This window comes from Bradyrhizobium sp. ISRA464 (genome assembly GCF_029910095.1).
Classification (GTDB): domain Bacteria; phylum Pseudomonadota; class Alphaproteobacteria; order Rhizobiales; family Xanthobacteraceae; genus Bradyrhizobium.
Genome location: NZ_CP094526.1, coordinates 407,531 through 421,701, shown reverse-complemented (window position 1 = coordinate 421,701; position 14,171 = coordinate 407,531). Strand labels below are relative to the sequence as shown.

Genomic DNA, 14,171 nt, shown 5'->3' with positions numbered 1-14,171 from the left:
AGGAGGACGGTCGAGCAACTTGCGCGGAACGTCTAGCGCGCCTGTTGCACGCTCTTGCGGAAGCGCGCGATCAGACGGAGCGTGCGCGCCGTCCATCCGTCACCATTGCCGCGCAGGACCTCGCGGATACGCTGCTTGATCGGCTCGACGATGGCGGTGGCCTTGGCGCGCATCGCCATCACGAAATGATAGAGCGCCTCGAACCACGGCATCTCCATCAGCTTCGGCCGCGTCACGTCGAAGATGAAGGCGGTGACGCCGACGCTGAGGAATTTCGCGAACAGAATGGTCGAGATCGCGCCCAGCCAATATTCGTGCGTGAACAGCCACAGGCCGACCAGCTTGAGCGGAAACAGCGGGATGACCGGGACGATGAACACAATCAGCGTCATCGCCGGCGACAGCGAATCGACCCGCTCGGCCAACCATTGCTTGAACGCGCTCAGCGGAATCGCTGCCACCATGCGCGCCACGATCGGCTCGAGGTGGTCCCACAGCCATGCTTCGATCAGGAAAATGATCGCAAGCAGGACCCAGAACGGCTGTAATAGGCGACGCAACATCTAGATGATCTCGACCCCGGCCGGCGCCGGACATCGATCACATATGGATGGCGCGTTTGCCCACCGCAAGCGAGGCTTCCTTGATGGCTTCCGAGCGGGTCGGATGGGCGTGGCATGTGCGCGCCAAATCCTCCGCCGATCCGCCAAATTCCATCAGCACGCAGGCTTCATGGATCATTTCACCGGCTTCGCGGCCGACAATGTGCACGCCAAGCACCCGATCGGTCTTCGCGTCTGCGAGAACCTTCACGAAGCCGTCCGTGGTCTGGTTCACCTTGGAGCGGCCGTTGGCGGTAAATGGAAACTTGCCGACGGTATAACCGATACCTGCCTGCTTGAGGTCTTCCTCGGTCTTGCCGACCGACGACACCTCCGGCGTGGTATACACAACGCCTGGAATGACGTCGTAATTCACGTGGCCAGCCTGACCCGCGATGATCTCCGCGCAGGCAACGCCTTCATCTTCCGCCTTGTGCGCCAGCATCGGTCCGGCAACGACGTCACCGATCGCATAGATGCCCTTCACATTGGTCGAGAAGTGCGAATCGATCTCGACACGGCCGCGATTGTCGAGCGCAATACCGGCTTCCTTCAGCCCGAGGCCTTCGGTGTAGGGCACGCGGCCGATGCACACCAGCACCACATCGGCTTCGAGCGCTTCAACCGCGCCGCCCGCGGCCGGCTCGACCTTCACCGACAATGTCTTGCCCGAGGTATCGACCGAGGTGACCTTGGCGCCGAGCTTGAAGACGAAGCCCTGCTTCTCCAGCATGCGCTGGAATTGCTTTGCCACTTCGCCATCCATGCCGGGCAGGATGCGGTCGAGGAATTCCACGACCATGACATCCGCGCCGAGGCGGCGCCAGACCGAGCCGAGTTCGAGCCCGATCACGCCGGCGCCGATGATCAGCAATTTCTCCGGCACCTTCTCCAGCGACAGGGCGCCGGTCGACGACACGATGCGCTTCTCGTCGATATCGATTCCCTTCAGCCGCGCGATGTCAGACCCGGTGGCAATCACGATGTTCTTGGTCTCGACGACTTCGGTCTTGCCGTCGCCGGAGACCTCGACCTTGCCGGCACTGAGGATCTTGCCGGTGCCCTTGAGCACGTCGATCTTGTTCTTCTTCATCAGGAACTCGACGCCCTTGACGTTGCCGTCGATGCCTTGCTGCTTGAAGTTCATCATCGAAGGAAGATCGAGCTTTGGCGCCGAGACGCTGACGCCCATCTTGGCGAAGGAGTGGGCGGCTTCCTCGAACATCTCGGAGGCATGCAGCAGCGCCTTCGAGGGCATGCAGCCGACGTTGAGGCAGGTGCCGCCGAGCGTCGCATTCTTCTCGACGACGGCCACCTTCATGCCGAGTTGCGCTGCGCGTATCGCGCAGACGTAACCGCCGGGTCCGGTGCCGATGACGACGAGATCGTAAGAAGCCATGATGGAAGTCCTGTAGCTAAACTCTGTGACAGTTAGTGGAGCACGACTTTTTCGGAGAGGGGGTTCCTGCTTGTCCGGATCATGCTCTAGCGACCGCCCGACACGTCGAGGGTCGCGCTCGTGACATAGGACGCCTCGTCCGAGATCAGCCAAACGATGGCATTGGCGATTTCCTCTGATGTACCGACGCGCTTCATCGGCACCATGGGCGCAAGCCGATGCGCGCGGTCGGGCTCGCCGCCCGAGGCATGGATTTCGGTATCGATCAGACCGGGGCGAATGCCCGCAACGCGAATGCCTTCATCGGCGACCTCATGACCGAGGCCGATGGTAAAGGTATCGATCGCACCCTTGGACGCTGCGTAGTCGACATAGGTGTTGGCCGAGCCGAGCTTGGCTGCGACCGAGGACAGGTTAACGATCACACCGCCCTTGCCGCCCCTCTTGGTCGACATCCGCTTCACGGCCTCACGGGCGCACAGGATGCTGCCGGTGACGTTCACCGCCATCATGCGCGCGATGCGCTCGGCGGTCATGTCCTCGACGCGAATCGACGGGCCGACGATACCGGCATTGTTGACCAGCGCGCCGAGCGTCCCGAACCCGTCAGCGGCCTTGAACAGCGCCAGGATGTCCTGCTCGCTGCCGACGTCGCACTTCACCGCGATCGCCTTGCCGTTCTTCGCCTCGATCGCGGCAACGACCTCGTTGGCCGCCGTCTGGTTGGAAGCGTAGCCAACGACGACGCGATAGCCGCGCGCAGCCGCCGCGAGCGCGGCGGCGCGGCCGATGCCGCGGCTGCCGCCAGTGATGACAACGACCTTGTCCATCACGTCAACCTCCAAGCGTGTGTGAGTGAAGATCCAATCGCGATGCCCGAAGCGATCGGGCATCGCGTGCGTCCTGACCTCAGAGATCCAGCACCAGGCGGGCCGGATCCTCCAGGCTCTCCTTGACGCGCACCAGGAAGGTGACCGCTTCCTTGCCGTCGATGACGCGGTGATCGTAGGACAGCGCCAGGTACATCATCGGGCGTGCCTCGATCTTGCCGCCGACCACCATCGGCCGCTCCTGGATCTTGTGCATGCCGAGAATGCCGGACTGCGGCGCGTTGAGGATCGGCGTCGACATCAGCGAGCCGTAGATGCCGCCATTGGTGATGGTGAAGGTGCCGCCCTGCATCTCATCGATCTTGAGCTGGCCATCGCGGGCGCGGCGGCCGTAGTCGGCGATTCCCTTCTCGATCTCGGCGATCGACTTGTGGTCGCAGTCGCGCACGACTGGCACCACCAGGCCGCGGTCGGTGCCGACCGCGACGCCGATGTGATAGTAGTTCTTGTAGATCAGGTCGCTGCCGTCGATCTCGGCGTTGACGGCCGGAATATCCTTCAGGGCCTGCACGACGGCCTTGGTGAAGAAGCCCATGAAGCCGAGCTTGGCGCCGTGCTTCTTCTCGAACGCGTCCTTGTAGTGCGCGCGCAGCACCATGACGTTGGTCATGTCGACCTCGTTGAAGGTCGTGAGCATCGCGGCAGTGTTCTGCACGTCCTTGAGACGGCGCGCGATGGTCTGGCGCAGCCGCGTCATCTTCACGCGCTCCTCGCGCGCGGCATCGTCGGCCGGCGACGGAGCGCGCACCTGCACGGCGGCAGCCGGCTGATAGACCGGGGTGGGCGCGGAGGCCGCCTTTTCGATCGCAGCCAGCATGTCGCCCTTGGTCACGCGGCCGTCCTTGCCCGAACCGGGAACGGTGGAGGCGTCGATACCGCTCTCGGCCGAGAGCTTGCGAACGGAGGGCGCAAGCGGCGCATCCGCCGGCGGCGCCTTCGGCGCAGCGGCAGGAGCCGGGGCGGCGGTCGGCGCGGCTGGAGCCGCCGCCTTGGCGGGTGCGGCGGCCGCAGCAGGCTTGGCCGGGGCCGCGCCGTCATTGATCTGGCCGAGCAATGCGCCGACGGCGACCGTTTCGCCGTCCTTGGCGATGATCTCGCCAAGCGTTCCCGCCGACGGCGCCGGAACCTCGATCGTAACCTTGTCGGTCTCCAGCTCCACGAGCGGCTCGTCCACCGCGACGGCATCGCCCGCCTTCTTGAACCAGCGGCCGATGGTGGCCTCGGTCACGGATTCGCCGAGCGTTGGAACGCGAATTTCAGTCATGGTCTTTTCCTCGATAACCCTGCGGTCATAAGACTTGTGCGGCCACCGTGCGCCAGGGCGGACGGTCCGGGGCTCCGTGACGACAGTGCTTCTGCCGGATACGCGGAGTACCGAATGCCCCGCTTTCGCGGGGCATGGCTGGAGTGAAGCTCGTCAGTTCAGTGCGTCGTCGAGCAGCGCCTTGAGCTGGGCCAGGTGCTTCGACATCAACCCGGTCGCGGTCGCCGCCGATGCCGGACGGCCGGCGTAGCGCGGACGCTTGTTCGTCGCGTTGATCTGGTTCAGCACCCATTCGAGATAGGGCTCGATGAAGTGCCACGAACCCATATTGCGGGGCTCTTCCTGGCACCAGACCATTTCGGCGTTCTTGAAGCGGCCGAGCTCCTGCACCAGCGCCTTCAGCGGCACCGGATAGAGCTGCTCGATACGCATCAGGTAGATGTCGTCGATGCCGCGCTTCTCGCGCTCCTCGTAGAGATCGTAATAGACCTTGCCGGAGCACAGCACGACGCGACGGATCTTGTCGTCCGACTTCAGCTTGATCTTCTCGTCCGGCAGCATCTGCGCGTCATCGTACAGAATGCGATGGAAGGTGGCGTTCTTGCCGAGCTCGTCGAGCCGCGACACGGCGCGCTTGTGACGCAGCAGCGACTTCGGCGTCATCAGGATCAGCGGCTTGCGGATCTCGCGATGCAGCTGGCGCCGCAGCACATGGAAGTAGTTCGCCGGCGTGGTCGGATAGACCACCTGCATGTTGTCCTCGGCGCACATCTGCAAATAGCGCTCGAGGCGAGCGGAGGAGTGCTCCGGCCCCTGCCCTTCGTAGCCATGCGGCAGCAGGCAGACCAGGCCGGACATGCGCAGCCATTTGCGTTCGCCGGATGAGATGAACTGGTCGAACACGACCTGCGCGCCGTTGGCGAAGTCGCCGAACTGCGCCTCCCAGATCGCGAGCGCATTCGGCTCGGCCAGCGAATAGCCGTACTCGAAGCCGAGCACCGCCTCTTCCGAGAGCAGCGAGTTGATGACTTCGTAATGGCCGGTGTCGTCGCCGCCGAGGTGATTGAACGGCGTGTAGCGGCTCTCGTCTTCCTGATCAATCAGGACCGAGTGACGCTGCGAGAAGGTGCCGCGCTCGGAGTCCTGGCCGGACAGGCGCACGTGATGGCCTTCCTGGAGCAGCGAGCAGAACGCCAGCGCCTCGCCGGTCGCCCAGTCGATGCCGACCCCGCTGTCGATCGCCTTGGCGCGATTGTCGAGGAAGCGCTGGATGGTGCGGTGAACCCGGAAACCGTCCGGCACCTTGGTGATCTTGCGGCCGATGTCCTTCAGAACAGCAACGTCGACGCCGGTGACGCCACGGCGGGCGTCCTCTTCCTGGTCGGCGATCTTGAAGCCCGCCCACTTGCCGTCGAGCCAGTCGGCCTTGTTCGGCTTGTAGCCGGCGCCGGCCTCGAATTCGGCATCGAGCCGTGCGCGCCAATCGGCCTTGGCCTTATCGACCTCGCCCTCGGTGAGCACGCCATCGGCGACCAGCCGCTTGGCATAGATCTCAAGGGTGCTCGGATGCGAGGCGATGCGCTTGTACATCACCGGCTGGGTGAACGCCGGCTCGTCGCCCTCGTTATGGCCGTGGCGGCGGTAGCAGAACATGTCGATGACGACCGGCTTGTGGAATTTCTGCCGGAACTCGATCGCGACCTTGGCCGCGAACACCACCGCTTCCGGATCGTCGCCGTTCACATGGAAGATCGGCGCGTCGATCATCTTCGCGACGTCGGACGGATACGGCGACGAGCGCGAATAGCGCGGATAGGTGGTGAAGCCGATCTGGTTGTTGACGATGAAGTGCAGCGATCCGCCGGTGCGGTAGCCCTTCAGGTCGGAGAGGCTGAAGCATTCCGCCACGACGCCCTGACCCGCGAACGCCGCGTCGCCATGCATCAAGAGCGGCAGGACGGAGATGCGCATGTCGGGTGGATCGCCGTGCTGGTCCTGCTTGGCGCGAACCTTGCCCATCACCACGGGATCGACGATCTCGAGATGCGACGGGTTTGCGGTCAGCGACAGGTGGATGTTGTTGCCGTCGAACTCGCGGTCCGAGGAGGCGCCGAGGTGATACTTGACGTCGCCCGAGCCTTCGACCGAGTCCGGATTGGCCGAGCCGCCCTTGAATTCATGGAACAGCGCGCGGTGCGGCTTGCCCATCACCTGGGTCAGCACATTGAGGCGACCGCGATGCGGCATGCCGACCACGATCTCCTTCACGCCGAGATTGCCGCCGCGCTTGATGATCTGCTCGAGCGCAGGGATCAGGGATTCACCGCCGTCGAGGCCGAAGCGCTTGGTGCCGGTGAACTTGAGGTCGCAGAACTTCTCAAAACCCTCCGCCTCGATCAGCTTGTTGAGGATGGCGCGGCGCCCTTCGGGGGTAAAGCTGATCTCCTTGTCCGGCCCCTCGATGCGCTCCTGGATCCACGCCTTCTGCGCGGCATTGGAGATGTGCATGAATTCGACGCCGAGCGTCTGGCAGTAGGTACGCTCGCAGATCTGAACGATCTCGCGCAGCGTGCCGTATTCGAGGCCGAGCACGTGATCGAGGAAGATCTTGCGATCGAAGTCGGCCTCGGTGAAGCCGTAGGAGCGCGGATCGAGTTCCTCGCGATCGCGCGGCGCCTCGATGCCGAGCGGATCGAGCTTGGCGTGGAAATGGCCGCGCATGCGATAGGCGCGAATCAGCATCAACGCGCGGACGGAATCGCGGGTCGCCTGAAGGACCTCCGCGTCCGAGAGCTCGGCGCCCTTGGCCTGGGCCTTGGCGGCGAGCTTGGCGCCGACCGCCTTCTCGACCTCCGCCCAGTTACCGTCGAGCGCTGAGGTCAGCTCGTCACGCGGCGTCACCGGCCAATTGTCGCGGCCCCAGGAAGCGCCGTCGGCGTTCTTCTGGACGTCGGCAGGGACGTCCCTCAGGCTCTTGAAGAATTCCTGCCACTCGGCATCGACCGATCCTGGATCCTGGTCGTAGCGGGCATAGAGGTCATCGATGTAGGCGGCGTTGGTGCCCTGCAAAAACGATGAAAGGGCAAAAGCGGCGTTCGCGTCCTGGCGAGACATGAGGCAGTCCTGGTGATTTTTTCGGTTCGCGCGTCAAAGACGGCGCAAGTGCCGGTCTGGAAGAGGGGCCGGCTGGTTGGGATACCCTTTACCCTATCTAGGTTGGATATTCCTGCCTAAAAGAACTAAGAAATGAATATATTTTCAGAACTTATAAATATGCGACCTTTGGCGGCAAATCGCCCCGTTCACGCTTCCCGGAACCGAAATTCCGGAAAGCACGCCTCGACGAGATAACGCTTGACGAGGGAAATTGTCGCGCCGGATGGGTTACTTCAACATCTCGGCCAGCGTGTGCCCGAGCCGGGCCGGCGACGGCGACACTTTGATCCCCGCCGCTTCCATCGCCGCGGTCTTGGAACCGGCATCGCCCTTGCCGCCGGAAATGATGGCGCCGGCATGGCCCATCCGGCGACCGGGAGGTGCTGTAACACCGGCAATGAAGCCAACCATCGGCTTCTTGCGGCCACGCTTGGCCTCGTCCCGGAGGAACTGGGCCGCATCCTCCTCGGCGGAACCGCCGATCTCGCCGATCATGATGATCGACTTGGTCTTCTCGTCGGCCAGGAACATCTCCAGCACGTCAATGAACTCGGTGCCCTTGACCGGGTCGCCGCCGATGCCGACCGCGGTGGTCTGGCCGAGGCCTTCCTGGGTGGTCTGGAACACCGCCTCGTAAGTGAGCGTGCCGGAGCGGGAGACGATGCCGACGCTGCCGGGCTTGAAGATGTTGGCCGGCATGATGCCGATCTTGCACTCGCCGGCCGTCATCACGCCCGGGCAATTGGGTCCGATCAGCCGCGACTTCGATCCCGACAGCGAACGCTTCACGCGCACCATGTCGAGCACAGGGATGCCTTCGGTGATGCAGACGATCAGCGGGATCTCCGCATCGATCGCCTCGCAGATCGCATCCGCCGCGCCCGGCGGCGGCACATAGACCACGCTGGCGTCGGCGCCGGTCTTGTCGCGCGCTTCCGCGACGGTGTCGAACACCGGAAGGTTGAGATGGGTCGAGCCGCCTTTGCCCGGCGCCACACCGCCGACCATCTTGGTGCCGTAAGCGATCGCCGCTTCCGAATGGAAGGTGCCGTTCTTGCCGGTGAAGCCTTGGCAGATGACCTTGGTGTTCTTGTCGATCAGGATGGACATGGTTCGTGATGCTTTCGCGAGACGAGCAGTGAGGACTCTATGCTCTAGTGGATACGCCGGTACACGCCGGTGAGCACGTCGGCCCATCCTTCCGCGTCGGGCGAGAACTGGATCTTCATGTTGTAGGTGTTGTCGTCGACGACCTCGTAGACGTGACGGGCGTTGCCGCGCAGCGAGCCGCGCACCAGGATCAGCGATTTGTTGATCCAGGCGCCCGAGGCCGGCGACGGCGGGTAGTAGCCGAGCGAATCGTGCCAGAACAGTTTGTAGGTCCGCTCTTCGCGGTCGTAGGTGAAGACGCCGTGGGTGGCAAAGCTCTCCTTGCCCTCGCGCGTCTGCACGCTGTCCTGGATCAGGTAGAAGCCGTTGAGCGCGACGCGCGCGCTGACATGCGAGGTCGCCGGACCACCTGCGGTCCAGCGCGACGGGTGGACCACCTCTTCGCCGCTCCACTCGCCCGCGAAGACCGCGAGCCTGCGGTGTTCTTCCAGCGGTGACGGAGCGTCGAGATGATCGGCCATCGTTAGCCTCCCTTGACGGCTTTCACGATCTTCTGTGCGGCATCATCAAGGTTGTCGGCGGGGACCACGTTGAGACCGCTTTCGCGGATGATCTTCTTGCCCTGCTCTACATTGGTGCCTTCAAGACGCACGACCAGCGGCACTTTGAGACCGACCTGCTTCACCGCGGCGACCACGCCCTCGGCGATCACGTCGCACTTCATGATGCCGCCGAAGATGTTGACCAGGATGCCCTTCACGTTGGGATCGGCGGTGATGATCTTGAACGCGGCCGCGACCTTCTCCACGCTGGCGCCGCCGCCGACATCGAGGAAGTTCGCCGGCGACATGCCGTAGAGCTTGATGATGTCCATGGTCGCCATGGCGAGGCCGGCGCCGTTGACCATGCAACCGATATTGCCGTCGAGCGCGACGTAGTTGAGGTCGAACTTCGACGCCTCGATCTCCTTGGCGTCTTCCTCGGTCTCGTCGCGCAGCGCCAGCACGTCGGGGTGGCGATAAAGCGCGTTGCTGTCGAACGACACCTTGGCGTCGAGCACGCGGAGCTGACCCTGCTTGGTGACGACGAGCGGATTGATTTCCAGCATCGCCATGTCCTTGGCGACGAAGGCGGCATAGAGCTGACCAGTCAGCTTTTCCGCCTGCTTGGCAAGATCGCCGGTCAGCTTCAGCGCGTTGGCGACGGTACGGCCGTGGTGCGGCATGATGCCGGTCGCCGGATCGACGGAGAACGAGACGATCTTTTCCGGCGTCGCGTGCGCGACCTCTTCGATGTTGACGCCGCCCTCGGTCGAAACCACGAACGAGACTTCGGAGGTTTCGCGGTTGACCAGGATCGAGAGATAGAACTCCTTGTCGATGTCGGAGCCTTCCTCGATGTAGAGGCGGTTGACCTGCTTGCCGTGCGGGCCGGTCTGCACCGTGACCAGGGTCGCACCGAGCATCTGCCTGGCGAACTCGTCGACCTCGGCGACCGACTTGGCGATGCGGACGCCGCCCTTGTCGCCGGCGGATGCTTCCTTGAACTTGCCCTTGCCACGGCCGCCGGCGTGAATCTGGCTCTTCACCACCCAGATCGGTCCGGGAAGCTGCTTCGCCGCCCCATCGGCGTCCTCCGGCTTGAGCACCGGCACGCCGCGCGAGATCGGCACGCCGAATTGATGCAGCAGTGCCTTGGCCTGGTATTCGTGGATATTCATGGAGAGACGCTCCCAAACCCTCTTGCGGCGAACTTCATCGAACTCGCGTCAGCCTTGAGACTGGCATACCATATACCAAGGCTCGTGCAACTACAAAATCCGCCGGAAATTCATAACCTTGCGCCGACAGGCGATTGAAAACGCCTATCGGGCCATTGCCAAGCCAGATTACTTGCCGAGCAGGTCGGGCGCGATCTTCTTGCAGGCGTCGACCAGGCCCTGCACCGCGCCAACCGACTTGTCGAAGGCTTCGCGGTCCTTGCCGGCCAGCTCGATCTCGACGACGCGCTCGACGCCCTTGGAGCCGATCACGACCGGCACGCCGACATACATGTCCTTCACGCCATACTCGCCGTTGAGATAGGCGGCGCAGGGCAGCACGCGCTTCTTGTCCTTCAGATAGCTCTCGGCCATCGCGATCGCGGACGCAGCCGGCGCGTAGAAGGCAGAGCCGGTCTTGAGCAGGTTGACGATCTCGGCGCCGCCGTTGCGGGTGCGATCGACGATCTCGTCGACGCGCGCCTGCGAGGTCCAGCCCATCTTGACAAGGTCGGGCAGCGGAATGCCGGCAACGGTCGAATAGCGCGTCAGCGGCACCATCGTGTCGCCGTGGCCGCCGAGCACGAAGGCGGTGACGTCCTCGACCGAGACGTTGAATTCGTCGGCGAGGAAATAGCGGAAGCGCGCGGAGTCGAGCACGCCGGCCATGCCGACCACCTTCTTGTGCGGCAGGCCCGAAGCCTTCTGCAGCGCCCACACCATCGCATCCAACGGGTTGGTGATGCAGATGACAAACGCGTCGGGCGCGTACTTCTTGATGCCGGCGCCGACCTGCTCCATGACCTTGAGGTTGATGGAGAGCAGGTCATCGCGGCTCATGCCGGGCTTGCGCGGCACACCGGCCGTGACGATGCAGACCTTGGCGCCGTCGAGCGCTTCATAGGAATTGGCGCCGGAGAGATTGGAGTCGAACCCGTCGACCGGCGACGATTGCGCGATGTCGAGCGCTTTGCCCTGCGGCACACCTTCGGCGATATCGAACAGCACGACATCTCCGAGTTCCTTGAGGCCGACGAGGTGCGCCAGCGTTCCGCCGATCTGTCCGGAGCCAATCAGAGCAATCTTGTCGCGTGCCATGGGAAATCAGTCCTTTGAACTGGTAGCAGGAGGGAGAGAAGTCGGTTGGAAGGGTGGTTATCCCTTTCGAATGATACGTTCAAGTCGCGGCCTGCCCAATTGTCGCCCCTGCCCGGAATTCGATCAGGCATGCCAGCGATAACCGTGCGGGCGCACGAAAAGTTGCCCGGAACGGGCGCGCTCGAGGCTGTATTCAGGTCTCGACCAGACCAGTCGATGTGCCGCTCGCCGACGAGTCTTTCCGACCGTGCGGCAACGCCAGGTAGGATTCCGAGCTCATTTCGATCAGACGTGACGCAGTGCGCTTGAATTCCATCGCCTCGATGCCGTCGGTCGCGAGATAGAGCGACACCGGGTTGGCCTCGGCCGAGGCCATCAGCTTCACGGCATTGTCATAGAGCGTGTCGATCAGCGAGATGAAGCGCTTGGCTGCGTTGCGCTGGGCATAATCCATCACCGGTATATGGTCGATCAGGATCGTGTGGTAGTCGTGCGCGAGCCGCAGGTAATCGGAGGCAGCAAGCGGCTTCTCGCAGATATCCGCGAAGCTGAAGCGCGCGACACCATTCGAAGAACACGGCACGTGCAGCGTGCGCCCCTTGATCGCGATGTCGCGCGACTTGCACGGCGCATTGCCGGTCATCTTGCGCCACGCTGCGTCGAGCGCCTCGTCGGCCTCATCATCCGGCGGCATCAGCCACATCTTTACGCCGAACAACTTCTCCAGCCGGAAGTCGGTGCGTGCATCGAGCCGCAGCACGTCCATATGGTCGGAGATCTGCTTGATGAACGGCAGGAACAGCGCACGGTTGAGGCCGCCTTTATAGAGGTCCTCCGGCGCGACGTTCGAGGTTGCGACCACGACGGTGCCGAGATCGAACAGCTTTGCGAACAGCCGCCCGAGGATCATCGCATCCGCGATGTCGGTAACATGGAATTCGTCGAAGCAGAGCAGCCAGGCCTCGTCGAAGATCGCCTGCGCGGTGAGCGCGATGACATCGGCTTCGTCGATCTCGCCGCACGCAATCTGCTGGCGATAGCCGTAGATGCGCTCATGCGCTTCGGCCATGAATTCGTGGAAATGCGCGCGGCGCTTGTGCTCGATCGGGCTCTGCTGGAAGAACAGGTCCATCAGCATGGTCTTGCCGCGGCCGACCTCGCCATGGACATAGAGCCCGCACGGCGGCTTCTCGTCCTTGTCGCCGCCGAACAGCCGGCCGAACAGGCTCTGCTTGCGCTGTGGCTTGTAGCTCGCGAGCCGCTCGTCCAGCGCACCAAACGCGTCGGCGGCGCGCGCCTGCGCGGAATCAGCCTCGATCGCGCCGGAGGCGACCAGGGCCTTGTAGTGGTCAAGGAAGGAACTGGGCGAGGTGGAGAGCATGAGCCATCTTACGGCCCTACCTCGCGGAAAATTGCAAGCCGCGAATTTTGGCGACGGCTATGCAGGAGCACGCCCTTGCGCACCCCGGCCGAGCGGACGAGCCGGCCGGGCGCCCAGAACCGGCGGTTATCTCACGCGCAGAGCGCGTAGGAATCCTCGACCACGTAGGGGCCGCCGCCGGTCGACGCACGCGACGAGAACAGCACGAAGCGATCCGCCATGAAGGTGCGGCTCGGGAAGTAGCCGCGGACGGAAAGATAATCCGCCACGTCCTGGCTCGACGCATCGTGCAATCGCGCGAGCGTCACATGCGGCGTGAATTTGCGCCCCTCGGGATCAAGCCCGATCCGCTGCATTAAGCGCTCGAGCTCCGCCTGCAGCTCTATCAGCGGCCGGCTCGGCTCGACGGAGGCAACCACCGCGCGCGGCTTGCGTCCGCCGAAGCTCGACAAGCCCTGCAGCTTCACCTCGAACGGTTTGCGATTCACCCGAAACAGCATCATGGCGATCTCGTTGGCTGAGACGCCATCGATATCGCCGATGAAACGCAGGGTGACGTGATAATTTTCGGGATCGATCCAGCGTGCGCCGGGAAGGCCACCACGCAAGCTGGAGAGGGTTTGGCCGATATCGGCCGGGATTTCCAGTCCAGTGAACAGACGCGGCATCGCAATAATCCTCGATGCGGTGGCGCGAGTTTTGGGAGCCCGCGCCCTGTTACGACCCGGTGACGAATCACCGACGTCTCTTTGTACCCGAGTTATATGACTCTGCGAAGCATGATGCGTTAACAGCTCGTAAACCTACGTCATCATGCGCAGCAGGGCCTGCACTTTCAACTGCGTTGCCCCGATAGTGCACTGAGAAATGCCTCCACCGTGGGCAGGATGTTCTTCACGACGATATCCACTCCGTCGGCTGTCGGATGCATGCCGTCGGCCTGGTTGAGCTTGGCGTCGGCGGCGACGCCATCGAGAAAGAACGGATAGAGCGGCACGCCGAAGGACTTCGAGAGATCGGGATAGATGGCGTTGAACTTGGCCGCATAGTCGCTGCCGTAATTCGGCGGCGCGAGCATGCCGCACAAGAGTACTGCGATCTTGCGCGCCTTCAACTTTGTGATGATGTCGGACAGCGCGGCGCGGGTGACGGCGGGATCGGTGCCACGCAGGGCATCGTTGGCGCCAAGCTCGAGGATCACGGCATCGGTTCCATCAGGCACTGACCAGTCCACCCGGTCGCGACCGCCCGAGGCGGTGTCGCCGGACACCCCGGCATTGATCATATCGACCTTTATCCCCTTGGCATCCAAGGCCTTTTGCAGGCGAACCGGGAAAGCCGCCGCAGCCGGGAGGCCATAGCCGGCACTTAAGGAGTCACCCAGCACCACCATCTTGATCGGTTTCGCGGGATCCGCCGCCTGCACGCTTGCCGCCGTCATCAAGCCCATAAGCAACACGAGTATGTGCACGAAGATCCCCAACCGGCCCTCGACCGCAGCGGCGGAAGTGC

12 protein-coding genes are annotated in these 14,171 nt (G+C 63.4%); all 12 read right to left on the bottom strand.

The annotated features are described in order from the left end of the window. Nucleotides 1–32: 32 nt before the first annotated feature. Nucleotides 33–563, bottom strand: coding sequence for a hypothetical protein (locus tag MTX19_RS02015; RefSeq protein ID WP_280982230.1), 531 nt, complete (start codon nucleotides 561–563; stop codon nucleotides 33–35). A 37-nt stretch (nucleotides 564–600) separates the two neighbouring features. Next, nucleotides 601–2,001 carry a dihydrolipoyl dehydrogenase gene (gene lpdA, locus MTX19_RS02010; RefSeq protein ID WP_280982229.1) on the bottom strand — a complete coding sequence of 467 codons (1,401 nt, stop codon included), beginning with the start codon at nucleotides 1,999–2,001 and terminating at the stop codon, nucleotides 601–603. An 86-nt stretch (nucleotides 2,002–2,087) separates the two neighbouring features. Next, nucleotides 2,088–2,834, bottom strand: coding sequence for an SDR family oxidoreductase (locus tag MTX19_RS02005; RefSeq protein ID WP_280982228.1), 747 nt, complete (start codon nucleotides 2,832–2,834; stop codon nucleotides 2,088–2,090). 76 nt (nucleotides 2,835–2,910) lie between these two features. Next, on the bottom strand, nucleotides 2,911–4,155 hold the full coding sequence (odhB, locus tag MTX19_RS02000) for a 2-oxoglutarate dehydrogenase complex dihydrolipoyllysine-residue succinyltransferase (protein WP_280982227.1): 1,245 nt from the start codon (nucleotides 4,153–4,155) through the stop codon (nucleotides 2,911–2,913). A gap of 153 nt (nucleotides 4,156–4,308) precedes the next feature. Next, nucleotides 4,309–7,269 (bottom strand): 2-oxoglutarate dehydrogenase E1 component, encoded by a 2,961-nt coding sequence (locus tag MTX19_RS01995; protein WP_280982226.1) that lies wholly within the window; start codon nucleotides 7,267–7,269, stop codon nucleotides 4,309–4,311. Between the two features lie 270 nt (nucleotides 7,270–7,539). Further along, nucleotides 7,540–8,421: a succinate--CoA ligase subunit alpha gene (gene sucD, locus MTX19_RS01990; RefSeq protein WP_280982225.1), complete on the bottom strand. Its 882-nt coding sequence runs from the start codon at nucleotides 8,419–8,421 to the stop codon at nucleotides 7,540–7,542. Nucleotides 8,422–8,465: 44 nt separating this feature from the next. Beyond that, on the bottom strand, nucleotides 8,466–8,942 hold the full coding sequence (locus MTX19_RS01985) for a DUF1579 family protein (RefSeq protein ID WP_280985813.1): 477 nt from the start codon (nucleotides 8,940–8,942) through the stop codon (nucleotides 8,466–8,468). 2 nt (nucleotides 8,943–8,944) lie between these two features. After that, complete coding sequence (gene sucC / locus MTX19_RS01980) at nucleotides 8,945–10,141, bottom strand: ADP-forming succinate--CoA ligase subunit beta (RefSeq protein ID WP_280982223.1); 1,197 nt, start codon at nucleotides 10,139–10,141, stop codon at nucleotides 8,945–8,947. A gap of 168 nt (nucleotides 10,142–10,309) precedes the next feature. Continuing rightward, a complete protein-coding gene (gene mdh, locus MTX19_RS01975) occupies nucleotides 10,310–11,278 on the bottom strand; it encodes a malate dehydrogenase (protein ID WP_280982222.1) in 969 nt (322 codons plus the stop codon). A gap of 193 nt (nucleotides 11,279–11,471) precedes the next feature. Continuing rightward, entirely contained in the window at nucleotides 11,472–12,659 is a 1,188-nt protein-coding gene (gene zapE, locus MTX19_RS01970) for a cell division protein ZapE (protein WP_280982221.1), read from the bottom strand. A 131-nt stretch (nucleotides 12,660–12,790) separates the two neighbouring features. Then, on the bottom strand, nucleotides 12,791–13,327 hold the full coding sequence (thpR, locus tag MTX19_RS01965; RefSeq protein ID WP_280974984.1) for an RNA 2',3'-cyclic phosphodiesterase: 537 nt from the start codon (nucleotides 13,325–13,327) through the stop codon (nucleotides 12,791–12,793). Nucleotides 13,328–13,494: 167 nt separating this feature from the next. Then, complete coding sequence (locus MTX19_RS01960; RefSeq protein WP_280984661.1) at nucleotides 13,495–14,130, bottom strand: arylesterase; 636 nt, start codon at nucleotides 14,128–14,130, stop codon at nucleotides 13,495–13,497. Nucleotides 14,131–14,171: the final 41 nt, after the last annotated feature.

Bases quoted from the DNA above. Each gene is read 5' to 3' on its own strand.
- mdh (WP_280982222.1), bottom strand. From the start codon at position 11,278: ATGGCACGCGACAAGATTGCTCTGATTGGCTCCGGACAGATCGGCGGA.
- MTX19_RS01985 (WP_280985813.1), bottom strand. From the start codon at position 8,942: ATGGCCGATCATCTCGACGCTCCGTCACCGCTGGAAGAACACCGCAGG.
- MTX19_RS01995 (WP_280982226.1), bottom strand. From the start codon at position 7,269: ATGTCTCGCCAGGACGCGAACGCCGCTTTTGCCCTTTCATCGTTTTTG.
- zapE (WP_280982221.1), bottom strand. From the start codon at position 12,659: ATGCTCTCCACCTCGCCCAGTTCCTTCCTTGACCACTACAAGGCCCTG.
- odhB (WP_280982227.1), bottom strand. From the start codon at position 4,155: ATGACTGAAATTCGCGTTCCAACGCTCGGCGAATCCGTGACCGAGGCC.
- sucC (WP_280982223.1), bottom strand. From the start codon at position 10,141: ATGAATATCCACGAATACCAGGCCAAGGCACTGCTGCATCAATTCGGC.
- MTX19_RS02015 (WP_280982230.1), bottom strand. From the start codon at position 563: ATGTTGCGTCGCCTATTACAGCCGTTCTGGGTCCTGCTTGCGATCATT.
- sucD (WP_280982225.1), bottom strand. From the start codon at position 8,421: ATGTCCATCCTGATCGACAAGAACACCAAGGTCATCTGCCAAGGCTTC.
- thpR (WP_280974984.1), bottom strand. From the start codon at position 13,327: ATGCCGCGTCTGTTCACTGGACTGGAAATCCCGGCCGATATCGGCCAA.
- lpdA (WP_280982229.1), bottom strand. From the start codon at position 2,001: ATGGCTTCTTACGATCTCGTCGTCATCGGCACCGGACCCGGCGGTTAC.